Source organism: Chryseobacterium urinae (assembly GCF_030518295.1).
GTDB lineage: Bacteria > Bacteroidota > Bacteroidia > Flavobacteriales > Weeksellaceae > Chryseobacterium > Chryseobacterium mucoviscidosis.
Genome location: NZ_JAULSJ010000009.1, coordinates 89,300 through 112,189, shown reverse-complemented (window position 1 = coordinate 112,189; position 22,890 = coordinate 89,300). Strand labels below are relative to the sequence as shown.

Here is a 22,890-nt window from a genome sequence, read left to right as displayed (position 1 = left end):
TTAGTGTTAAGCTTCCACAAAGATTTCCGCCAGTCTTCCTTTTTCCGGAAGGCTTTTGCGAACTTCAACCGAAATTTCCTGAGATTTCAGGTCTTTACATTTTTTGATGTAAGGAATAAGATCGAACTTACCATTTCCTTTGCTTTTAATAGAAGGAGAATAGTATGCTTCTTCAATATTTTCCGCTTTCACATAATTATTGAATGTTCTCTGGAAACTTCCCGTGAAAATATCGCACACAATCTTATTGATCAGGTGAGGATATTTATTCCTGATAATTTCATACGCATCGCAGAATTCCTGCGGTCTGATTTTATTGAAAATGGTACTTTTTGTATTAAAAAGAAGATCTCTGATGGAATCTCCCATATCATACCCCGAAACCAAAAGAATGTTATATTGATTCTGGTCTTCCGAAGCATCTTTTTCTCTCATTACTTTTTTCAGAATGTTCAAAGATTCAAGAGAATAATCGGTGGCTATTAAAATCGTCTTGTTCATATTAATGAGATTTAGATTTGTATTTATTCTTTTTTGATGATACAAAACTAAAACGACCAAATTAGAACGTCTTTGGAACGGAATTAAAATGTGATTAAAGAGATTAAAATACGATTAGAATCTGTTAAAAAGAATTAACAGTTTAAAAATTAACGATGATTATATTAGATCTCTTTTCCGTCTGTCTGCATACTGTAGAAATTCGGGAAACGCAACTGAACGGTCGTTCCCTGATTTTCGTGCGAGCTTACGATTAGTTCTCCACGATGTATTCTCACGATATTTCTTGCCAACGGAAGTCCGATTCCGTAACCTTCGTAATTTTTGGTGTTGGAAGCCCTGAAGAAAGGATCGTAAATTTTATTCATTTCCTGTCCTGGAATTCCGATGCCGCTATCTTTTACAATAATGTAGACATCCGAATCCGTAGCTCCCAAAGAAACTTTAACCTGCTGAAAATTAGAATATTTACAGCCATTCTGAATAATATTGGCAACCGCAAGATGCAGTAACTGTTCATTTCCCTGAACTTTCAGTTTTTTAGGATTGTCGGGCAACATACTGATATCGAGATAGATATTATTTCTTGAATCTATCCTTCGGAGGGTTTCAATTACATCCCAAAGCAACTGATCGATCCGCACTTTATCCATTTTCTGGATTTTGCCGTCAAATCCAGTCTGTGCGATCATCAGCAAAGCCTTGATTTTTTTGTCTAATTTTTCGGCTTCGTTCAGAATGATTCCCAAAGTTTCTTTATACTCTTCATTGGTTCTGGAAATCGAAAGTGCAACATCTGCTTCACCCATAATTGATGTTAACGGCGTTCTCAGCTCGTGGGAAACATTTCCGATCAGGTGATTCTGGGTTTCAAAAGAAGTTTCGATGCGGTTCAACATTCCGTTGAAAGTGTCGATGAGTTCGTTTAATTCCTTATTATCGGGTTGTGGTTCCAGACGCAAATGAAGATTTTCTGAGCTGATTTCCTTTACTTTTCCTGTAATTTTAAGGATGGGCTTAAATAACGTTTTCGATAAATAAAAAGAAAAGATCATACTGAAAAAGAGCGAAAGAACGATACAGGTAATGAGGGTTCTTTTTAAAAACCCGAGATAGTAAACCACATAATGGTTTTTGGCGGATGCGATGGCAATATAATTTTTATCATCATGCTTAAAAGTCTGCCCGATGTAGTAAAACTCCTTGTCATTAAAATTCGCCTCGCCTTTTTTTACAATGCTTTTAAAAAAATAGTCGGGAATATGAACCTCATCCGAAATTTTCTTAAAGTTTGAATCTGCCGGAATTGCAAAAACATAATCCCGCTCCATCGGAAGCTCTTCATCGTTTAATCCGTTCAGAATGTAATTTTCCGGAAGATCCAGATTGTCTTTGCCTTTTTCGATCTGAATAATGGTGGTGGTACGAATTTTCAGCAGCTCGTAAAATCTCTGATGAGAAAAGTTGACAATTGAAAAATACACCAATCCACTGAACAACAATATGATGGCGGTAAAAACCAACATCAGAAGCACCATCGTTTTGGTCTGATTTGTGACAACTTTATTAAACATTCTTAAGATTTTTTCAGAACATATCCCATTCCTATCACCGTATGAATCAGCTTATTATCTTCCTGATTATCAAGCTTCTTACGCAAATAATTCACATAAACATCTACAACATTGGTTCCCAGTTCATAATTCACGCCCCAAACCGCTTCTAAAACTTCTGTTCGTGAAATTACTTTTTCAGGATTGTTTAAAAAGTACAAAAGCAGCTTGTATTCTGTGGAAGTAAGTGAAATTTCTTCGCCCGCACGCGTCACTTTTTTGGTATAATCATTTAAAACCAAATCTGAAAACTGATACACATATTCATTATCTTCTTCATCTTCAACACTTTCATGCTGATTTCCGCTATTGCTCCTTCTCAGTAAAGATTTGATCCTTGCGACAAGTTCTATGAATTTAAACGGTTTTACCAGATAATCATCACCTCCGCTTTCCAAGCCCAAAACAATGTTCTCGGAAGTTCCTAAAGCGGTTAAGAAGAGAATCGGAACATTCTGATTGGTTTTTCGGATTTCTTTGCAGACATCCAGCCCATTCATTTCCGGCAGCATAATATCGAGGATCACCAGATCAAAATCATTCGACTGCACCAATTGAACGCCGGTTTTACCGTCAAAAGCCACAGAAACTTCATATCCGCTTTCCTGCAGCCCTTTTTTGATAAAGGACACCACACTGGTTTCATCTTCGATAAGGATTATTCTTTTCATTTGAAATTTGGAATTAGACAAAAATAGGGAAAAGATGGGACATGAATAAAGGAGGAAATTTAAAAATAAAAAATCCTCCTTTATCAAATTTTAAAAAAAATTATGCTCTATTATTTTCTGTTAATCATCATTCTTGAAGCCAGAATATGTTCACACGGTCCCTGTCTCAATCCGTTTGCCCTGTAAAAACCGCACTGGCAGTTTCCGTCGGTCAATCGTTGGTCTTTATCAATAAAAGCTTCCGCCTGATAGGTTACATAGCTTTCCTGAATGGTTCCCTGAATTTTAAGAATATCATTTTCAGCGCTGTAATTTATTTTTACTTTATCTTCTGCGATCAGTTGGTTAGCTCTTTCTTCCTGCGGACTGGAGAACCGCAACTGTTTCATATCCAAAGGCTCCTGAGTGAGCTCACGAACCCTGTATAATCCGAGATTAAGATCATAAATCACTCTTCCTGCCTGTGTATAAGATGTAAGCGAAGAAGAAATTGTTGCCGTATCGAGATTTAATTTTTTTGAAAGTTCGGCGGGAGTTCCAAACCAGGTTTCTTTTAATGTATTAAAAACTTTTTCCTGAGTAAGCAGATCCACATTTCCTCTGGGAGCCATAAGATCAAAATTCCCGGCTCTGCTCCAGTCATTTGTCGTCCATCCGGAAAGTCCCAATGTGAAAGCCATATCTCCCAAATCTGCAATATAAAACGAGGGCAATCCGTTTCCTAATAAAACCACTCTGAAATTTTTAGCAATCGGGATTAATCTTTCCAGAATCAGCAATCTTCTTCTTCCCCAAATCCTGATAGTTTTGCTTTCTGATCCCGTATAAACTGAACGGTGAAATGTTAGAGTTTCGTACCACGGTTCGAAAACCGCCTGAACAGGTTTTCCGGGTTCAAGGATAAAACGCAATGCTCTCGGTCCTTTTTTTTCTTTAAATCTTCTTAAAAACTGACAGATACTGAAAATATCCATCGGATGAAGATCAAAAGTCGTTACGGGTAAAGTCATGGCTGAACTTACCTGTAAAAATCCTCTGACCCAGGAATCCGGCAAATCTATCTTCTCTTCTTTGTACACTTCTTCATTGGTGGTAAGTGCCTCAAAACCTGAAGGATCAATTTTAAATTCCGTATCTTTATAATCTCTTATTTTTTGGAATTCATTATAAAGTGCAGCCGAATAATCAATATTAGTGGTTCCACATTTAAACTCGTTAATCTCTGTGAAAACATTATAACTGCTGCTTAATTTTCCGTAAGTGGATTCGTCCTGGCTGAAACATTCAAAGAAAACTTCGTCGGGATGAACCGTGATAACAGGATCCAGAACAAACCACGCGTCTTTGTCTTTTTGGTACAGATAATCAAAATAAGCTTTTTTGGCTGTATTGAAAGGACCTAAAACTCTGTTCTTTTCTTTATATACCAAATCCAGTTCTCCTCTTACCTCTGCCATTCTCTTCCGGATCTCTTCCACCTGAAATTCAGCCATATAATCGCTCAGCCAGAGCTTTTCCTGCTCGGTAACCCATTCTTTGTATTCTGCCCTGTCTTTAGGTTTAAAACGAAGATCAGAAACCACCACATCATGCAGTGCAGAGATGGCTTCCCGAAAAGGGATCTTTTTATTCAGCTTTCCTACAAAAAATGTGGGATCTCTCTGCAGATCCGGCGAAAAGCTCATTTGTGTGCTCGTTGCGGAATTGGTAACGGCAGTATCTTTGTGAAATTTATAATCGAATAACATGGCTTAAGAGATTAATTGAAGATGAACATTAAGCTGAGGATAAATCATTTTCAGTTCGGAAATGACGTCAATGCATTTTGCTTTATCCTGAACAGCACTGGTTGCCGACAAATCGTCCAGAATTTTGCTTACGGTTTCGGCAGATTCATTATTCTTTCGCCCTTCTTTTTCCAGAAAATCCAAAATCCTGTTTTTGGCTGTACGGGATTTATTAACCCTTGAAAGCACAGATCGGAAGTAAAACTCCAGCTCTTTAATCTTTTCCGGGTTATCACTTGCATATTCTTCAAGATAAGAGGTTACAAAAAGCTGCATATTCTGGCTTGGATGTTGACTGAGTTTTGTAAGGTACTCCAATCCGTGTTCTTTTCTGAAAAATTTCATGATAAGGTTTTTACCGAAATTTTCTACATCAGAACGTACAGAATCTGCAATTCCTACCAAGCAATCTGTATCCCAGTCTTCGTCTGTAAATTCAGTGCTGAAGAAATGAAAGGCAAATTCGCGGCTGTCGTCCCATTTTGCATCCAAAATGCCAAGCGCATGATTACGGTCGGATTTTATTCTTTCAACATTCTTTTTATAAAAATTCCAAGCCCATTGTCTTACGGCTAAAAATTCATGATTGGCAAGAGCAATGACTTGTTTTAAGGTGAATTTACTATTGTCTTCTATTTTTTTAAGAAGTTCGAAGCTAAAAAGCTGATTTTTCACGCTGTCCGCAAACAGTAATCTGAGAATCCATTTTACCGGAATTTTATTAATATATATTGATGCTGTTTTTTCCAGATACTCTCTAAACAACTGATGAGAATTTTCAAATCTCTGTTCTTTCATCAGAAGATCAAACAGCTTTTCAAACGTTTCCATCTGAGCTTCAGACTTAGAATCCAGTCGGTCGTTTTGTGAAAAAATACATTCCACAACTTCTTTATATTCAGAAGAAAGCAGGGGGAGAATTTCCTGCCAGTTTCTTGCGATTTCTTCTTTCGGGTACTGTTCTAAAAGACTGATTCCGTTTTGTCTGATGGATTCGTTGGTGTTATTCAGCAATAGTTCAATAATTGAAACAGGAATTTCCGTTACAGAATATTTTTCAGACTTCGAAAGCAGGATTTCACTTGCCAGAAACCTGTTGTTATTTAAAGGAGAAGTCAATAACTGGGCAACAATTTCCCAACTGATCTCGGAAAAATTATCAAAAGCGGTTATTTTAAGCTTTTTCGTTGCAGATTCTGCGACAGCATTATTGTTATCGCTATTTTCCATAGAAAGCAGCTCTATAATTACTTTTCCAAGCAGTGTTTTCTGTCTTTCTTCGGATAAAGATGCACTCTGAAGCAGATTATTGATAAATTCATTAGATTCTTTTCGTGAATTCATGATTAAATGCATCATAAAATCTGTGGAAGCCAGAAAATATCCTGTATTATTATCGATTGCTGTTTTTGCCCAATTTCTTGCTTCTTCGGTCTCACACACCAACAGTTTTGCGACAAAACTTTCGTTTCTTTTCAGTTCCTCCTGTTTTTCAGATAATACTTCCAAGGCTAATTTCTGAGGATATTCAGAAGATTTATTAAGCAGCGAGACCATCATTTCAGGATCTATTTTTTGCAGCAAATCTCTGTATTTAGAGTGAACAGAAACGTTTTCGTATGCAAATTTCATTACCAGATCCATCTTTGCCTGCATCAGAAGCTGCAGGTAAGCTTCGGGCATTTCATCCCAAAACTCAGGATAAAGCTCCAGTCTTTCCGGGTTTTCCTCAGATTTTATAACAGATTCTTCCTGTTTTTGAGGGAAAGGTGTCGGCTTTTCTTTATTTGAGCCAAAAATATTTTTAAATGTATTGATTATCTGATGTAAAGATCCCGACTGTTTGTTATCTGAAGTGGTTTCAGATGTTGCTGAATTTTCCTGCTCCACTTTGTTGATCTTATTTGCCTGATAATAATATTCCGTGCTCCAGAATTCTTCTTTTTTGATGTAGAATTCAAGATTTGAATCCATTTTGCGATTCTTATCTCTTCCGAAAAGTATGATTGTAAGAAGCGGAGAACGGTAACATTCCGGAGATTCTACAACGGTATAATAATATCTTCGTTCCTTCCAGTTATAAGTTCCATAATGACTTAAAGGGCTTTTGCGAGCCGGAAGATAACTGTCATCGGTATATTGGATAAGAGCATTAACAGCAAATCTCAGATATTCTCTTCCTTTGTTCTGCTCTCCCAGTTCTTTCAAATAATAAAAACTGTTTTTCTGAAAATAAAGCTTGGTGAAATTTGAAAATGCAATTCTGCTTTCTTCCCCGGAAAGCTCTTTTCTTACATTCACAGAAGTTCCGATCTGATAAAAATACTGGTTCTGATTCCATGCTTCTTTATTCAGACTGGCTGTTCTTTTGAACATCGGAGATTTTTTTTCAAATAAATAGGAAAGCATTCCTAAAATCTGGGCATCATCCCGAAAACGGGCTAATTTATAAATTGCACGAATATTTCTGAAATACGGCGATGCGAAGGGAATTTTCCATATTATTTCTTCTATCATCCGAACCAAAGAAGGATACGCTTTTGATAAAAGATAAAGATAAACCAGCTCGTCCGTTTTCTCTTTTTTCTTAAATTTTTCGAAATAATACTGTTTTAGATCATCATAATTTCCCTGATCAATAAAATCTTTTATTTCAGAGGGCAGACTCTCCAGTAATTCTGAAACAATTTTTTCCAAGCCGGAAGTGTCACTTATTGCTAAAAGCGCATCAAAAGCAACATTTCTGATGTACTTTTTGTGTCTGGAACTGCGCGCAATACTGTAAAGAAGTTCCGAAGCCTGAGTAATTTTTAAGGTTCTGATGGCAAAAACAGCAGCATACAATTGCATTTCGCTGCCTTTTGTTGCCAGTTTTAATATATAAGGAACGGCTTCGTTGATTTTCATCTGAGCGGCTTTCCAGATAACCCGCGAAGTTTTCCATTCGGTTTTAAAAGAATTAATTCCTTGTGTCGCATCTTCCAGACGTTTTAAAATAACACCTTCTGCTGAATTCATATTCAGTGCATCCAATGAAGGAAGCTCTACAAAAACTTCGATTTCAGACTGATAGCCTTTATTTCTTTTTTCTTTTTCGAGCTGGTCAAAAATATTTTCTGCTTTTTCTCTGGAAACAAAAGTGGGCGTTTTGCTGCCTTCCTTCAATGCTGCACCGCGTCTTCCGTAACGGAAATTGACGATGAAGGCATCGGGATTTACTTCACAAAGGTCTATTTCGTAAACTTTATCTGATTTTCCTTCGTGGAAAAAAAGTTTGGTCTGTTTAATGATTTTCATCTATCTTATGAATTAAGATGTTGATATTTATGTGTTTCGGTTCAGATTAAAAGATATTCCACCAATCTGTTTTTTCCTCTTTTGGTGTAACCGCATCTTGTTCCGGTTCTAAAACTTCAGCCAATTCTATCCCGTCTGGGATCACTTTTTGAACTTCAACAAAAGGCACTCCGTGTTTTGCTACAATTGTTTTTAATTTTTCTTTAAAAACTGATGCCTTGGAAGGATTTACCATATTAACGAAATTAATATATCCTTCAATAGCATTAATAAGATGATACGCTTTTCCCCACGTTTGGTTTTGCCATCCATTGATTTCAATATTATGCAGCAATGCCCTGAATTTTCTGAGCTTTGTCCGTTCCACATTCAGCTTTTCGTTAACTACAATTCCTGTTACTTTTTGCTGATGCTTCCGTCTCATAATGTGAAGTTTATCCGGATGAATCGTGAAATTTTCATCTTTAATAATCTTCTTTACAAAGTATAAAAGCCTGTTAATATTCTGTTCTGAATCACGATCAGCAGAAAAAGTAAGATCATCCGCATAACGCGTGTACGCAAATCCGAATTTTTTAGCAAGCCCCTGTAATCTTTTATCTAATTTATAGGCAATACTATTGCTGATTGCCGGACTTGCGGGGGAACCTTGCGGTAAAAACCGCTCTCCTTTGTGAACAAAATATTTAACCCCATCCAGCAAAACTTCTTCTGTGTGAGCCTGTGTGCAGATCAATGCAAAAACAGTAGATAATTGTTCAGAATATCCGAATTTTGAAAACAGACCTTTTACCCGTTTATAACTTATTGAAGGAAAAAAATCCTGCAGATCAATATTAATCACAATATCTTTCCCAAGATGGGGTTCTGCATTGGTAACAATTGATTTGTTAGGCGTAAACCCATGAACAACCTCTCCTACTGAGATTCTGTTTAAAATATTTTCTAAAATCCATTGCTGAAATAATTTGAGCTTTGGTTTTGGAGCTGATATTTTTCTCTTCCCGCCCGATTTTTTTGAAACTTCAAAAATATGGTAGTGTGATTTTTCCGAAACGTTTCTGTTAAAAGCAAGATATCTGATCTGGGAAAGACTAAATCCCGATTTCTGGCTAAAATCTAATATATTTTCGAAAACGGGAAGTGAAAACTGATGCAGTTTTTCCGTATCAGACTGCATTTGATGAAGCCCTTTGGAAACATTTTCGCCCAGATAAATAATCTGCTCCTGCTGCAATTCTTTCCAGCGATCTGCTTTTTCCTGACGTTTTTTTTCGTTTTTCTGCCTGGTTACTTCCCTTTTAGCTTTTGCTTCCTGCATCCGCTTTTTGCGCATTTCGCGAAGCATTGCTTCCTGATTGCCGTATTTTCGGTCTTTCGCAAGTAATTCCTGCAGTTCTTTTTGTAAAACGACCTCTTTTTGGATAAGCTGCTCCGGCAAGGAAGGCGTAGAAGTTTCCTGCCAGAAACCAAGCCTTTTCATTTCTTCTAAAATATAGCTGTCTTTGGAAGAAGCTTTTATACGGTCATAAATTTGTTGCCTGCTTAGGTTTTGTGACATGGTTGTGTTTTTTATAAATAAAAAGCCCTATCGTTTATAGGGCTTGTTTGGATAAACCTTCGTATTTTCCAAGGACTATATCTATCAACTCCCAGAAAATGGTACTAGTGGGTACCTTTATTTTCCCGGAAAATGAACTGAAAAGGTACCCACTAGTACCATTTTCCCCATTAAAGATAGTATGTAGTGCCGTAAGCTAAGCAATTTTACAGTGATGACGAAACATCATCTTTTCTTAAAAAAGAAAGCAAGGATCTATCTTTTTCAAATATATTAAAAATTACAGTTTCACCAAATATTATCTGCATTATTTTATTTTCCCTAGAAATCTCAACTGCATCTTAAATATTAGATTTAAGCGTAATTAATAAAAAATTGAAGAATGGAAAGTTACTTTTTAGAAAATGAAAAATAATTTTCAGAATCACAGAAAATCAATTTCATGTATTGTTTAAAGTTTTAAGAATAAAACTGATAAAAAATAAAAACCCTCCGTAAAATTAATTACAGAGGGTTTTAGTACCCCAGGCGGGACTTGAACCCGCACGCCAAAAGAGGCACAGGATTTTAAGTCCTGCGTGTCTACCAGTTCCACCACCAGGGCAGGCGTGGAGCGAAAAACGGGATTCGAACCCGCGACCCCAACCTTGGCAAGGTTGTGCTCTACCAGCTGAGCTATTTTCGCATACTGTGCGGATGAAGGGACTCGAACCCCCACGCCTCTCGGCACCAGATCCTAAGTCTGGCGTGGCTACCAATTACACCACATCCGCGTTGATTATGATGAAAACTTATTTTTTAAAAGAACTTGTTTCGTTTTGTCGTTTTCAGTGGTGCAAAGATAGGATAAATTCTTTTACCTCCAAACTTTTCAGGAAAAAAAATTAAAATTTTTACATTTTTTTTTTCGCGTAGCCTTTATTACGATTGATTTTCTTACTTTTACAGCGTTAATTAATATGATATGGAATTACAAGGAACGGTAAAGAAAATATTTGATGCTCAGACTTTTGCGAGCGGTTTCCAAAAGAGAGAAATGGTGATTCTGACGCAGGAGCAGTATCCACAGCCGATAAACATAGAATTTTTGTCTGATAAGATCAGTTTATTGGATAATTTAAGAGAAGGAGAGAATGTGAAAGTAGGAATCAACATCAGAGGAAGAGAATGGGTTTCTCCACAAGGCGAAACAAAATACTTCAATTCCATTACTGGATGGAGAGTAGAAAAAGTATTCGATAACGCTTCAGAACCTACACAAGCTGCGCCATCGCAGTCTGCTTCTCCGGTTTCCAACGAGAACCCTTTTGCAGATGATGAAGATGACGATCTTCCTTTCTAATACAATAGATAACACTGAAAATACAAATCCTGCTTTATCAAGTGGGATTTTTTTTGAAAATGGTTCGATTAGACGAAAACGAAATTTCATTTCCCGATCCGAAGGTTTATGACGGGCACGAAGGTGTTATTGCTTTTGGAGGAGATCTTTCAATAGACAGGGTATGGTTTGCTTATCAGCTGGGAATTTTTCCATGGTATAATCCCGATGAGGAAATTCTCTGGTGGTGTCCTGATCCAAGATTTGTATTGTTTCCGAAAGAGATTAAGGTTTCAAAGTCGATGAGAAAAATTCTCAACAGGAATATTTTTACTTTTTCGGAAAACAAAAATTTCAGAGAGGTTATCAGAAACTGTCAGGAAATTAGCAGGAAAGGACAGACCGGAACGTGGCTTTCGGACGAGTTGATGAACGTTTTCATCAAACTTCATGATTACGGACTGGCAAAAAGCATTGAAGTATGGCAGGATGAAGAATTGGTTGGTGGTTTTTATGGTTTACAGATTGGGAATGTTTTCTGCGGCGAAAGCATGTTTGCCAAAGTGAGTAACGCTTCCAAAGCCGGATTTATTTGTTTTGCCGAAAAACATCAAAACAGTCTTGAACTTATCGATTGCCAGTCTCACACAGACCATCTTGAAAGTCTGGGAGCAAGAATGATTCCCAAAAAGGATTTTTTAAAAATTTTATACGAAAATAATGAACGCAGATAAAGAAAAATGGATTCTTCTGGTTGTACTCAGTATCATTTGGGGATCCTCATTTATTCTGATCAAAAAATCTCTGGAGCATTTCAGTCCTTATCAGGTGGGAGCTTTACGGGTTTTAATCGCAGGAATTATTCTGATGCCTGTTGCAATTTCAAAATACAAACTTTTTCCCAAGAAGCATTTAAAATGGCTGATTTTAGCTGCTTTTACGGGGAATTTTTTTCCGATGTTTCTGTTTCCGATTGCAGAGACAGAAGTAAGCAGCAGTATTGCGGGAATTATCAATTCTATGATGCCGATTTTCGTGATTATTGTGGGCGCTCTGATCTGGAAGTTTGAAACAACAAAGAAACAGCTTATCGGGACTTTAATAAGTTTCAGCGGAGTTTGTCTACTGGCTTTTGGCGGAGACGGAGAAGGCGGAAAATTTAAACTGATTCCTATTTTGCTGCTTCTGCTTGCTACTTTTTGCTATGCTTTAAGTACAACAACGGTAAAATCCAAGCTTATGGATGTTTCTTCTACCGTTTTATCGGCTTTTGTGTTTGGCTTTGTTTTATTTTTTCCTTCCTTAATTGCTTTAACTTTTACCGGATTTTTCTCGACTTTCAGTTTTGATGAAAGCAATCTGACCGGACTTTTTTTTGTAAGTCTTCTATCTATTTTCGGAACCGGATTGGCTATGATGATGAATTACCGTCTGTTAAAAGTTTCAACGCCATTATTTGCATCAACGGTAACTTTACTGATGCCTATTGTTGCAATTATCTGGGGAATTCTGGATGGTGAAAAGCTTTCGGTTTTACAGTTTTTGGGGGCAAGTATTATTATTGCCGGACTCATCTTTTTAAGGACAAAATCTAATATAATTAAAAAATAAATCCTGCATTTCTGCAGGATTTTTATTGTGTCATTGGAAAATCAAATGACTAATTTTTCTTTTTAACTTTTGCCTTTACTTTTTTAACCTCATCCTTAATGAAAGGATATTTTTTCTGCATATCCGTTACTAATGAAGGATCAAGTTCTAATGCATTATGAAGGGATTCAACGCCTTTTTCCTGATCTTTAAGGTTGAAATAACAGTTGCTGAGCTGATAATACAATTCGGCTCTGTTATGCGATTTTAAAGCTTCTTTTAAAACGATAATCGCTTCTTCATATTCTCCCAAAAGCATTAAAACTTCCGAGTAAGCGTACCAGTTGTAAAATCTTGAAGGTTCTACATCCACCAGCTTTTTCAGGCAGGAAAGGCTTTCTTCAAACTTTCCGGAATCGATAAAGAGAAAAGCCAATCTTTTCTGATAATCAAGGTTATTTTCGTTTAGATAAGTCGCTTCTCTTGCAAAATGCAATGCTTCCGTCATTCCGCCCATCTCTTCGTAAAGATACGACTGCTCCATCATAGCAAGATAGAACTGCGGATCTTCTCTTAAGGATTTCTGGAAAAAGTTTAAGGCAACGATAGGCTGCTTCAGAGCTTTATAACACAGCCCAATTTTATAGAAGGTAAACGCTTTGGTATATTCCAGTTCCAGCATTTCTTCATAGACTTCGATTGCTCTTTTATACTGTCCTAAAGCTTCATAACAAGCCGCTTTATTGGCATAAACTCCTACAGAGTTGGAATTGATCGCCAATAAATAATCGTATCCTTTTATCGCTTCTTCGTAATTTTTCCTATTGAAATAGAACTGTCCGTATTCCAACCACGCTACTTCAGAATAGGCAAACTCGTCCAGATATTCATTCAGAAAGGCAATTGCCTCCTCGCTCTTATTAAGATCTGCAAAGCACACCATACAATTTTCCAGCGAATATTCATCCGTAGGATCTTCTTTCAGTGCTTTTCTGTAATGTTTAAGAGCGTTAAAAGGGTCTCCTAAATTTACATATTCGTCTGCAATAAAGTTGTGAAGAAAATTTTCTTCTTCCTTCAGCTCCAGTGCTTTTTTACAAATTTCTATGGATTTTTTAGGATTTCCTAAATTCGAATAATACTTTGCGTAGCATACCAAAAAGTCTGTGTTTTCCATTGAAGAACCTTTCAGCTCATCGATAAGGTCTTTCGCCGCATTATAATCTTCCCATTCTAAAAGAACTTCAAGTTTTTTAATCTTAATGTCCAAAGAATTGGGATGAAGCTTCAAACCATAATTCACCGCCATATCGGCGTAATTAAAGTCTCCCAGCTCCAGGTAATAAACAATAATGTCTTCCAATTCTTCTGTATCAAAGTAGAATTCATCATTATTTTCCATCATTTCTTCGAACTTCTTCACAAGTTCATTTCCAAAATACTCTTCCAATACTCACATCCTTCGTCGGCCAATGTCTGAATATGCTTACAAACCTCGACAAACTTTTTTAAATTAATATTACTTCTGAAATTTATGATTCAAAATGTATGCAAAGTTGCGAAATTTTTTTGACATTTATTTTCGTAAATTTCTATCTGAAAGATAGTAAAAAGATCATTATCATCAAAGAATTGTGGATAAAAAAGGAGGAGTTATTGTTAATTTAACATAATGATGAACGCTTTTTGCGAAGATTCAAATCGTCAATAATTTTGAAGTTTTCGATTTTTAAACAAAAAAACGGAGCTAAAAAGCTCCGCTATTATTTCAGATTAAATTAAACTTTTAATTTTTGCGATGATATCGTCTCCCAATTTATCGGCTTCTTCCTGAGATTTTGCCTCTGTATAAATTCTGATGATCGGCTCTGTATTTGATTTTCTGAGGTGAACCCAGTTGTTTTCAAAGTCGATTTTCACACCGTCTACTGTAGAAACTTCTTCGTCCTGATATTCTTTTTCCATTTTGGATAAAATATCATCTACATTGATTTCCGGCGTTAATTCGATTTTCTTTTTGCCCATGAAATAACTTGGATAACCTGCTCTCAGTTCAGAAACGGTTTTATTTTCTTTTGCCAAATGGGTTAAAAATAAAGCAACTCCTACCAAAGAGTCTCTTCCGTAGTGAAGATCCGGATAAATAATTCCTCCGTTTCCTTCTCCTCCAATCACTGCATTTTTTTCTTTCATTAAAGTGACCACATTCACCTCTCCTACTGCACTGGCAAAATATTCGGAATTGTGGGTGTTTGCTACATCTCTTAAAGCACGGCTTGATGAAAGGTTGGAAATTACCGCTCCGTTTTTATTTTTCAGCAAATAATCTGCAACGGCAACCAAAGTATATTCTTCGCCAAACATTTCGCCTTTTTCATCGATTAAAGCCAGTCTGTCTACATCCGGATCAACAACGATTCCGAAATCTGCGCCTTCTTTTTTTACCAACTCACAAATGTCTCCCAAATGTTCTTTTAACGGTTCCGGATTATGGGGAAAATGACCGGTTGGTTCACAGTATAATTTTACTGTTTCGCATCCTAATTTATCCAAAAGCATCGGAATTGCAATTCCTCCCGTAGAATTAACCGCATCCAACACCACTTTGAAATTTTTAGCTTTAATGGCTTCTGCATCTACCATCGGCAAGTCTAAAATCTGCTGAATATGAATATCAAAAGCATCTTCTCTTGTCTCATATTTTCCTAAATCGTCTACTTCTGCATAGTTGAAATCTTCGCTTTCTGCCAAAGCCAAAACCTCAGCTCCGTTTTCTCCGCTGATGAATTCTCCTTTATCATTCAGTAATTTCAAGGCGTTCCACTGTTTTGGATTGTGGGAAGCGGTGAGAATAATTCCTCCGTCTGCTTTCAGTTCGGGAACCATAATTTCAACGGTGGGTGTTGTGGAAAGACCTAAATCTACTACGTTAATTCCAAGTCCCTGTAAAGTTGCCGTTACCAGAGAAGACACCATTTGTCCGGAGATTCTTGCATCTCTCCCGATAACCAGGGTTAAATCTTTTTTATTTTTATTGTTCTGAAGCCAGGTTCCGAATGCGGAAGCGAATTTTACCACATCAAGCGGCGTTAAATTATCGTTTACTTTTCCGCCAATGGTTCCACGGATTCCTGAAATGCTTTTTATTAGTGACATTTTATTTTTTCTTTGTTTGTTTTAATATTTTCTTTTCATCACCTTCCAATTTTCTCTGAACCTTTTTAATATCTTCTAATGCAGGAAGGTTTTCAGGTTTAATCCCTCTCTCTCCCAAAATTTTTCTTACCGCTAAATTGTTTTCAATATGTTCATTAGTAATTTGAGAATCTCCGTTTAAATCTTTTTCAACCACATTATGACTGGTTAATTCAGTTGCAAAATCTTTTGCTTTAATTGCTAATGTTGGTAAAAAATCAGCTAAGGGGCGTGTTTGTGGAACTCCTAATCTTTTTTTCATGTCATTTGTAGTAAAACCACCAAACAAAGCTTGATCACCTTTAGAACGAATTATTGAAAAACTTTTTTCATCAACTCCTCTTTCATAAATAATCCCTGAAAGCTTTTTTTCAGTTTTTGATAATTTTTCCCGAGCAGTTACTCGCTCAACTTCCAATAATCTTTTTTCAATAATTTCTTGTTTTCTTGTTTGAACCGCAAAATATGTTTGAGCAAAAGCAATTTCAGATTTTGAAGCATCTCCATTTTGAGCAACCAAATAACATCCATATCGAGTTAAAGCTATATCCGATATTTCTCGTTGTGCTCCCTTTGCTAAATCGATCATTTTGCTGATATCGGCAAAATGATCAGATACATCTCCTCCAGCATTTTCGCATGCCTTTTTTGCTTTTTCAATAACTTTTAAAAAGTTATCCCATTTAGTGTAATTTAGAATTTCTTGTAACTCTCTAGCGCTCCAACATTCAATATTATCGTATAAATGTGATGCATTTTCGAATTTTAGAAAAAGTTCTTGTATTAATTCTTTTTTCATACTAATTGTGGTATCAACTATCACAAAATTAAGTAATTTTTGAATTTAGAAAATATTTAATTTTCCACAAAGAACATTATTTTTTACGAACATCCGCAATCTTTATCGCAGCCGTTTCTTTTGGAACTGAACTTTTTCGGTGCAAAATTCTTTTTCAATATTCTGAATAAAGAGTAGCACGCGAATGCAACGATCAGTAAGACAATAATATATTGTAAAATTAAGGAAGTATCCATTATTTTAAAATCTGATAGGCTATCATCGACACAAAATATGCCAAACCGGTCATCATTGCCACCTGTAAGCCAGTCCATTTCCAGCTTTTGGTTTCTCTGTAGACTACTGCAAGTGTAGAAACACACTGCATTGCAAATGCGTAAAATAAGAGGACGGAAACTCCGGTTGCAAAGCTGAATACTTTCTCACCGTTCGGTTTTACATCGCGTCTCATTTTATCAATTACTTTTACTTCGGGAGCATCATCTTCAAGACTGTACAAGGTAGACATAGTTCCTACAAACACTTCTCTTGCCACGAAACTTGTCAGAATTCCGACGCCCATTTTCCAGTCGTAGCCTAAAGGAGCGATTACCGGCTCAATTCCTTTTCCCATTTTGGCAAGGTAGGAATGATCCAGTTCCACATTGGTTGCCACAAACTGATCCGGCTGCTGTTTTGGACCGAAATAGCTTAAAAACCAGATGATGATGCTTACAATGAAGATAATCTTTCCGGCTCCGGTAATGAATTCCCATACTTTGCCTAAAACCATTTTGAAATCATACGCAAAAAGTGGTTTTTTATAGGTCGGTAAATCCATCACAAGATAGGTTTTTCCTTTATTTTTAATAAATCTTTTGAGAATAGCTGCGGAAAATAATGCGACTAAAAATCCCAGCAGATACATTCCCATCAAAACCAAAGCCTTATATTTTATTCCTAAAAATGTTCCGTCTGAAATAATAAGCCCGATAATGATGCTGTACACCGGAAGTCTCGCAGAACACGTCATAAAAGGTGTTACTAAAATGGTAAGCAGCCTTTCTTTTAAATTTTCGATATTTCTTGTTGAGATAACTGCCGGAATTGCACACGCTGTTCCGGAAACTAAAGGAACAATACTTTTACCGTTCAGCCCGAAAGGTCTTAAAATACGGTCCATTAGGAAAACCACTCTCGCCATATATCCCGAATCTTCCAAAAGATAAAGGAAGTACAGTAAAATTCCGATCTGTGGTGCAAACACTACAATTCCGCCGATTCCCGGAATAATTCCGTTCGAAACCAATGAATTGATAGGTCCTTCCGGTAAATGTTCTGAAGTGAAAGCTGCTAACCAAGAAAAGAAACTGTCGATCCAGTTCATCGGATATTCGGCTAAGAAAAATACACTCTGGAAAATGATTAATAAAATCAAAAGGAAAACGACGTATCCCCAGAATTTATGAACCAGAACTTTGTCTAATTTTTCTGTTAAAAGTTCTTTGAACTGCGGTTTTTTAGAAATAACATCAGACAGAATTTTATCTGCATGCTGATATCTTCTTACCGTTTCCTGCACCTGCAGTCTTTTCGGAACCAGACTTTTGGATTCCGGCTCGTTGATGAGTCCTACAATAGATTCCAGCTTCTCCAGATCTGTTCCCAGAGAAAGGCTCATCCATGCTTTATATTCGTTTTCAAATCCTTTGTGAAGGGATAATTTTCTTATGAAATCTTTGTGTTCGGAAGGGGTTTCGAAAGAAATTTTCTCGGTTGTTACAAATTGATTAAGATGAACGGCTTCTTTTACTTCTTCAATCCCGATCTGTTCTTTAGCATTGGTCTCAAAAACTTTTATCCCTAAAGACTCAGATAATTTATTGATATTGATCGCGATTCCTCTTCTTTCTGCCTGATCAATCTGATTGACGACCAAAATCATCGGAATTCCCAAATCCTGAATCTGCTGAAACAAAAGAAGTCCTCTTTTCAGGCTTAATGCTTCGAGAATATAGATAACGCCTGCATAATTTTGCTGTTCATCAATAAGAAATTTAGAAAAAATAGCCTCATCTTCCGAGCTTGGATAAATGCTGTAAGAACCTGGTAAATCGATAATTTCAACTTCTTCGTTCTTATAACTGTATGTTCCGGAATGGCTTGCTACGGTAACTCCCGCGTAATTTCCGGTCTTTTGCTTTTTATTGCTTAAGGCATTGAAAACCGTAGATTTTCCGACGTTTGGATTCCCGACTAAAAGAATCTGTTTTTTCTGAGCGCTCTGCATTAATTCAATTCTTCAACGATGATATAATCTCCTTCTTCTTCACGAAGAGCAATACGGCTTTTTTCATCACCAAACTCCACATACATCGGACCACTGAACGGTGCCTGATACAAAATCCTGAAGAATGTTTCCGGAAGAAGCCCCATTTCGATGATCTTATTGGGCATTTTCAGGCTGTCGTTATCATATCCTATTATTTTCCCGAGTCTGTTTTTGGGAAATCCGCTCAACTTATGTAAATCCTTATGTTTCAAAGCCGATATTTTTGTACCTGCAAATATACGCTATTTAAATTTAATCTAAATAACGTATTCTATGAAAAAAATCAACCCAAATGCTTTCACGCATTTGGGTTGATTCAAATATAATTTAGTAAATATGAATGTTACTTTTTCTTTTTGTCTGTAGAAGCAGACTGGGTAAGTTCGATCGGGTTGTTGTTTGCGTTGAAGAAATCTTTATACATTTTCTCCTGCTTTTTCATCATATCCCCTATTGTTCCGTCCATTCCCGGAATTGTTTTAGACATAATCTCCTGCGTCATCATCGGTCTTGCCGTAGCGAAAGGATCTTTCTTGAACTCGTTAAACGTTTTCTCGAATTTTTCCCGCGGCATTTCTGTTACTTTTAAGCTCATGTTGGAAATTTTTTCTGCATAAGAAAGTTCTTCCCAGTTCTGTACCTTTCTGTTTCCCTGAAGCACCCAAGAATAGTTTTTTGCATCGTCTTCTATTTTAACGATCAAGCCCGGAAGTCCAGAAAACTTATACGGACCATCCTGAAAAGGCAGTTCTGTAGTGAACCATGCTGTCCATTTTCTTCCTCCGAATTCAGCCGTAGCTTTTTGAGCATTGTAAGCTCCTATTTTTTCTTTTTCGTTAGAAATTTTCCAGTCGAATTTCGGCGTTTCTGTGTAGGCAATTCCCATTGGTGAAAATCCGCTTGCTATTCTTTCAATATACTGGATTTTCATATCAGGATATGTTTTAACCACTTTTTCTGAGAATTTCGGCATTCTGATAGATTTCGACATATCTTTGAATACTCCCGACTTCTGCATTGCTTCAATCTGAACTTTCATGATAGAATCCTGAGCAAGCATGGTATAATCTCTGTAAACGGATCTGTCTTTAACGATGTCTAAAACCGTCATTACTTTTTCCAGTTTTGCAGAATCGCTTTTTGGCTTGAAAGTAAGTTCATAAAAAAAACGGTTGGCAGTTTCTTTTGAGTCTTTATCCTGTGCACTTACCAATGCAAAAAATGCAACCAGAAATATTGAAAATAGTTTTTTCATTTTAAATAGAATGTTTATACAATTAGTTAGCGGTTTCAGATTTTTGTTACAGATTTTTTTTAATTTGTTTCTGAATTTTCTTTTATCAAATAAAAAAACCAGCCTTTGAAGACTGGTTTTGATTTTATTTAAAGTTGAATTTTACGGTAAACATGACCTGACTCGGACGAAGCTGAATTCTTGTGTAGTTTGTATTTGTTGCATTAATTTCATACGTTTCAAATACTCTCTTATTTGCAATATTCATCCATTTCAATTCAAAATCAATTTTCTTTTTAGCCCATGTGAACTGATAAGAAAGATCGTAGAATCCGTTGTGGTATTTCTGATCTACCGCATTGGTGTTCACTTGATCCCAGTTGAAGCCGATGGTATGGTTTTCTATCGGATAGAAGAAAAGTCCTAAATTATGGGTAAATCCTTTTCTTGCAGCATCAGAAACCACCCTTCCTGTACTTGTCTGCTTTGTTCTTGAGAAACTTGCATTATAATCAATGCTCATCCAACTGAAATAGGTATTGTTAAATTTCACGCCAAATGACTGACTGTTATTCTTGTTCGTGTAGGAAGCATTATCCAGAAAAGCATCAGATTTTGCTGTATTATTGCTGTAGCTGACGGAAGCATTCGTTTTAAACTTCGGAAAATATTTTCCTACTTCCAGGTTATATCCATTATTTAAAACATGGTTGTCCTGCTCTTTATACTGCATGATAGTATATCCTGCTTCATTGATCGTAGGATTGGAAATTAAGTTTCTTTTTGCATCAGAAAACCTGTAGTTGATGTTAAAGAATAAATTATTCAACGGATTTCTGTATTCTAGTCTCGTTCCGGCAGATTTATTATTGTTCTGAGGAATCGGATTATTAATATCCATCGCACTGATTCCCGCCGGAGAAGTCATTAAAAACCCTGAATAGGCTGTGTTTATTTCTCCAAAATTATTATTAACATTAGCATTTACGGAAGCTTTCCAGAAAGAGGCAAAGGTATATTGCGCAAAAATACTTGGTTCAAATGTCACTTTATTTACTTCTTTCGAAACCAGTCTTATCGGATCATCTGCTTTAATATTATTTGAGTTTACCGGGAAATTAGCATACAACATCCACGAATCACTTTTATAATTCACCCCTAAACTTCCATAAGGTGTTGCAGTGGTATAACTTAAGTCATTACTGTATTTAGAAGCAGGTGTAGGATCTGGACTGGTAAAAGGATTGGTTATAATATTTGACAAACCAGAAACTAAATCGGTCGATTTAAAATTGAATCCAACTTCCGGGGTAAATGTCCATCCTTTTGTAGAAAAACCAATATTGGCAGAATGATTGGCTTCAAAAGTTTTAAGTCTTAAATTCTGTCTCACAAAATCTGTAGAAGTGGTAAGAAAGCCAGGAATTGCGAGATAGGAAGCCGGTGAAACATCCAAAGTCTGTCTGTCTGTCTGATAACTGATGTACGATAATACATTTACCATTTTTTCTTTCCAGGGAACAATAGTACTCAATGAGTTTTGGAAAGAGGTTGTTGGCGATTCCACCGCTTCATCTCCATGTGCCGTATAACTGCTTGCAGAACCTTTTACAGTTCTGTCAACAATTCCTCTGTCGGCGTTCCAGTACTGAGAAAAACTTGTGGTATTTTTAAAGAATCCCTTTTTTGCATTTTTGGTAAAAATTAATTCTCCTTTTGCTTTGTCTGTATAGAAATTATTGCGGATATTCTGCAATATAGTAGATGCCTGTCTGTTAGGCGTTGCAAATAATTCCTGCTCATTATAAGACTCTCTTTCCACTGCATTATTTGTATAATTGGCGTTGGCTTTCAGTTCCCATTCTTTTTTCTTGTCGATATTGGTCAGGTAATTTGCAGATACGTAGTGAACACTGTTCATGAGATATCTTTTTACCGGAAGATTCGGAGTACTTGCATTTTCTACATTCAGCCAGTCGTTTTGGGTCGCGTTGATTCTTCTTCCTTCAAATCTGTTTCCGAAAGACAGAATATTCCCTTCGTTTTCTACCTGTTCTCCGATGTTGTTGGATTTGTAGTTAACCACCCACTGACTTTTCTGCCCGAAGAACATCGGTGTAAGTTTTACATTCCATAAAAGCGGACTTCCTCCTACTCCTACTTCTCCTCTTCCCGTCATGGTAACAGAATTTTTCAGCTTGATATTGATGGCTGCCTGATCGGAAGGCACTTTATCCTGTAAGATTTTTACGGGTTGGTGATTTTCCAGTACCTCAACTTTCTGTACTGCATCTTTCGGAAGTGAGTTGTTGATGGTTCCATATCCTCCTTCCATTAAGTCTTTTCCGTTAACGTAGAATTTATTGATCGCATTTCCCTGATAAAGAATCGTTCCGTCTGTATTGACTTCAATTCCCGGCATTTTTTTCAAAACATCCGCCAAGGTTCTGTCACTTTTGCTGTCAAAGGCTTTAAGATCGTAGGAAATGGTGTCTCCTCTTGCCGTAACCATTTTTGTTTTAAGCTTCACTTCCTTAATTTCTGTAGCCTCAGAATCCATTTTGAAGTTGAGCGTCTGATCGCTGTTGCTGATCTGCTTCGTTAAAGGTCTTTGGTTAAAAGCCTTTACTTTAAGGTCTACATTGGATTCTCCTGAAGTGAAGGTGACTTTGTATTCTCCTTTCGAGTTGGTAATTCCATAGGCAAGAATGGCATCTTTTCCCGGCTCTTCCACCGTTACACTTGCACTTGGGATTCCAACCCCGTCTTCATCCGTGATCTTCCCCGAAACCGTTTTCTGTGCAAAAGCGATCACAGAGAAAAAAATCATCAGGAATAAAGATATTCTCTTTTTCATAATTTATTATTTGCTTAATTAGTTAATGGTTAAAGCGTTTTGTTACACGAGTATAAAGATTGTATTTAAGCCCAAAAGTTAAACCTCTTTTTTATCACTACAAACATAGTGATATTTTTTTGATGTGTTGAACTTTATTTTTTAAAGGAAAAA

General features: G+C 36.6%; 17 protein-coding genes and 3 tRNA genes. 3 read left to right on the top strand and 17 right to left on the bottom strand.

Features of this window, described 5'->3' with window-relative positions:
• Nucleotides 1-6: 6 nt before the first annotated feature.
• The 9 genes from QWT87_RS07675 to QWT87_RS07635 form a co-directional block, all read right to left on the bottom strand.
• Nucleotides 7-501 (bottom strand): hypothetical protein, encoded by a 495-nt coding sequence (locus QWT87_RS07675; protein ID WP_087707026.1) that lies wholly within the window; start codon nt 499-501, stop codon nt 7-9.
• 164 nt (nt 502-665) lie between these two features.
• The gene (locus tag QWT87_RS07670; RefSeq protein ID WP_087707028.1) at nt 666-2,075 is read right to left on the bottom strand and encodes a sensor histidine kinase; all 1,410 of its coding nucleotides are present in this window, start codon (nt 2,073-2,075) and stop codon (nt 666-668) included.
• 2 nt (nt 2,076-2,077) lie between these two features.
• Complete coding sequence (locus QWT87_RS07665) at nt 2,078-2,785, bottom strand: response regulator transcription factor (protein WP_302715388.1); 708 nt, start codon at nt 2,783-2,785, stop codon at nt 2,078-2,080.
• A 110-nt stretch (nt 2,786-2,895) separates the two neighbouring features.
• Complete coding sequence (locus QWT87_RS07660; RefSeq protein ID WP_302715386.1) at nt 2,896-4,533, bottom strand: SWIM zinc finger family protein; 1,638 nt, start codon at nt 4,531-4,533, stop codon at nt 2,896-2,898.
• Between the two features lie 3 nt (nt 4,534-4,536).
• Complete coding sequence (locus QWT87_RS07655; protein ID WP_302715384.1) at nt 4,537-7,869, bottom strand: WGR domain-containing protein; 3,333 nt, start codon at nt 7,867-7,869, stop codon at nt 4,537-4,539.
• Nucleotides 7,870-7,915: 46 nt separating this feature from the next.
• The gene (locus QWT87_RS07650; RefSeq protein WP_302715382.1) at nt 7,916-9,430 is read right to left on the bottom strand and encodes a retron St85 family RNA-directed DNA polymerase; all 1,515 of its coding nucleotides are present in this window, start codon (nt 9,428-9,430) and stop codon (nt 7,916-7,918) included.
• Between the two features lie 520 nt (nt 9,431-9,950).
• Nucleotides 9,951-10,034, bottom strand: a tRNA-Leu gene (locus tag QWT87_RS07645).
• Nucleotides 10,035-10,039: 5 nt separating this feature from the next.
• Nucleotides 10,040-10,115, bottom strand: a tRNA-Gly gene (locus tag QWT87_RS07640).
• A 6-nt stretch (nt 10,116-10,121) separates the two neighbouring features.
• A tRNA-Leu gene (locus QWT87_RS07635) sits at nt 10,122-10,203 on the bottom strand.
• 191 nt (nt 10,204-10,394) lie between these two features.
• Here QWT87_RS07635 and QWT87_RS07630 point away from each other — a divergent pair.
• From QWT87_RS07630 to QWT87_RS07620, 3 genes are read left to right on the top strand one after another with little or no spacing between them, the layout of a single operon-like run.
• Nucleotides 10,395-10,772: a DUF3127 domain-containing protein gene (locus QWT87_RS07630; RefSeq protein WP_076391131.1), complete on the top strand. Its 378-nt coding sequence runs from the start codon at nt 10,395-10,397 to the stop codon at nt 10,770-10,772.
• Nucleotides 10,773-10,831: 59 nt separating this feature from the next.
• Nucleotides 10,832-11,485: a leucyl/phenylalanyl-tRNA--protein transferase gene (aat, locus tag QWT87_RS07625; RefSeq protein ID WP_302715379.1), complete on the top strand. Its 654-nt coding sequence runs from the start codon at nt 10,832-10,834 to the stop codon at nt 11,483-11,485.
• Nucleotides 11,472-12,362 carry a DMT family transporter gene (locus tag QWT87_RS07620; protein ID WP_302715377.1) on the top strand — a complete coding sequence of 297 codons (891 nt, stop codon included), beginning with the start codon at nt 11,472-11,474 and terminating at the stop codon, nt 12,360-12,362. Before aat ends, QWT87_RS07620 begins: the two co-directional genes overlap by 14 nt.
• Nucleotides 12,363-12,411: 49 nt before the next feature.
• Here the strand turns inward: QWT87_RS07620 and QWT87_RS07615 are convergent, their stop codons facing one another.
• From QWT87_RS07615 to QWT87_RS07580, 8 genes are all read right to left on the bottom strand, one after another.
• On the bottom strand, nt 12,412-13,791 hold the full coding sequence (locus tag QWT87_RS07615) for a tetratricopeptide repeat protein (RefSeq protein WP_302715374.1): 1,380 nt from the start codon (nt 13,789-13,791) through the stop codon (nt 12,412-12,414).
• A gap of 323 nt (nt 13,792-14,114) precedes the next feature.
• Nucleotides 14,115-15,497 carry a phosphoglucosamine mutase gene (gene glmM, locus QWT87_RS07610; protein WP_302715371.1) on the bottom strand — a complete coding sequence of 461 codons (1,383 nt, stop codon included), beginning with the start codon at nt 15,495-15,497 and terminating at the stop codon, nt 14,115-14,117.
• Between the two features lies 1 nt (nt 15,498).
• Complete coding sequence (gene dinD / locus QWT87_RS07605; protein WP_302715369.1) at nt 15,499-16,335, bottom strand: DNA damage-inducible protein D; 837 nt, start codon at nt 16,333-16,335, stop codon at nt 15,499-15,501.
• An 83-nt stretch (nt 16,336-16,418) separates the two neighbouring features.
• Nucleotides 16,419-16,571, bottom strand: a complete 153-nt coding sequence (locus QWT87_RS07600) for a hypothetical protein (protein ID WP_302715367.1) — start codon at nt 16,569-16,571, stop codon at nt 16,419-16,421.
• Nucleotides 16,571-18,604 (bottom strand): ferrous iron transport protein B, encoded by a 2,034-nt coding sequence (gene feoB / locus QWT87_RS07595; RefSeq protein WP_302715365.1) that lies wholly within the window; start codon nt 18,602-18,604, stop codon nt 16,571-16,573. The genes QWT87_RS07600 and feoB overlap by 1 nt, the downstream gene beginning before the upstream one ends.
• Nucleotides 18,604-18,858: a FeoA family protein gene (locus tag QWT87_RS07590; protein WP_302715363.1), complete on the bottom strand. Its 255-nt coding sequence runs from the start codon at nt 18,856-18,858 to the stop codon at nt 18,604-18,606. The genes feoB and QWT87_RS07590 overlap by 1 nt, the downstream gene beginning before the upstream one ends.
• A gap of 131 nt (nt 18,859-18,989) precedes the next feature.
• A complete protein-coding gene (locus tag QWT87_RS07585) occupies nt 18,990-19,901 on the bottom strand; it encodes a GLPGLI family protein (RefSeq protein ID WP_108411530.1) in 912 nt (303 codons plus the stop codon).
• 124 nt (nt 19,902-20,025) lie between these two features.
• On the bottom strand, nt 20,026-22,737 hold the full coding sequence (locus tag QWT87_RS07580) for a hypothetical protein (protein ID WP_302715359.1): 2,712 nt from the start codon (nt 22,735-22,737) through the stop codon (nt 20,026-20,028).
• Nucleotides 22,738-22,890 lie beyond the last annotated feature (153 nt).

Coding starts and splice junctions, on each gene's coding strand:
- QWT87_RS07675 (WP_087707026.1), bottom strand. CDS start 501: ATGAACAAGACGATTTTAATAGCCACCGATTATTCTCTTGAATCTTTG.
- QWT87_RS07670 (WP_087707028.1), bottom strand. CDS start 2,075: ATGTTTAATAAAGTTGTCACAAATCAGACCAAAACGATGGTGCTTCTG.
- QWT87_RS07665 (WP_302715388.1), bottom strand. CDS start 2,785: ATGAAAAGAATAATCCTTATCGAAGATGAAACCAGTGTGGTGTCCTTT.
- QWT87_RS07660 (WP_302715386.1), bottom strand. CDS start 4,533: ATGTTATTCGATTATAAATTTCACAAAGATACTGCCGTTACCAATTCC.
- QWT87_RS07655 (WP_302715384.1), bottom strand. CDS start 7,869: ATGAAAATCATTAAACAGACCAAACTTTTTTTCCACGAAGGAAAATCA.
- QWT87_RS07650 (WP_302715382.1), bottom strand. CDS start 9,430: ATGTCACAAAACCTAAGCAGGCAACAAATTTATGACCGTATAAAAGCT.
- QWT87_RS07630 (WP_076391131.1), top strand. CDS start 10,395: ATGGAATTACAAGGAACGGTAAAGAAAATATTTGATGCTCAGACTTTT.
- aat (WP_302715379.1), top strand. CDS start 10,832: ATGGTTCGATTAGACGAAAACGAAATTTCATTTCCCGATCCGAAGGTT.
- QWT87_RS07620 (WP_302715377.1), top strand. CDS start 11,472: ATGAACGCAGATAAAGAAAAATGGATTCTTCTGGTTGTACTCAGTATC.
- glmM (WP_302715371.1), bottom strand. CDS start 15,497: ATGTCACTAATAAAAAGCATTTCAGGAATCCGTGGAACCATTGGCGGA.
- dinD (WP_302715369.1), bottom strand. CDS start 16,335: ATGAAAAAAGAATTAATACAAGAACTTTTTCTAAAATTCGAAAATGCA.
- QWT87_RS07600 (WP_302715367.1), bottom strand. CDS start 16,571: ATGGATACTTCCTTAATTTTACAATATATTATTGTCTTACTGATCGTT.
- feoB (WP_302715365.1), bottom strand. CDS start 18,604: ATGCAGAGCGCTCAGAAAAAACAGATTCTTTTAGTCGGGAATCCAAAC.
- QWT87_RS07585 (WP_108411530.1), bottom strand. CDS start 19,901: ATGAAAAAACTATTTTCAATATTTCTGGTTGCATTTTTTGCATTGGTA.
- QWT87_RS07580 (WP_302715359.1), bottom strand. CDS start 22,737: ATGAAAAAGAGAATATCTTTATTCCTGATGATTTTTTTCTCTGTGATC.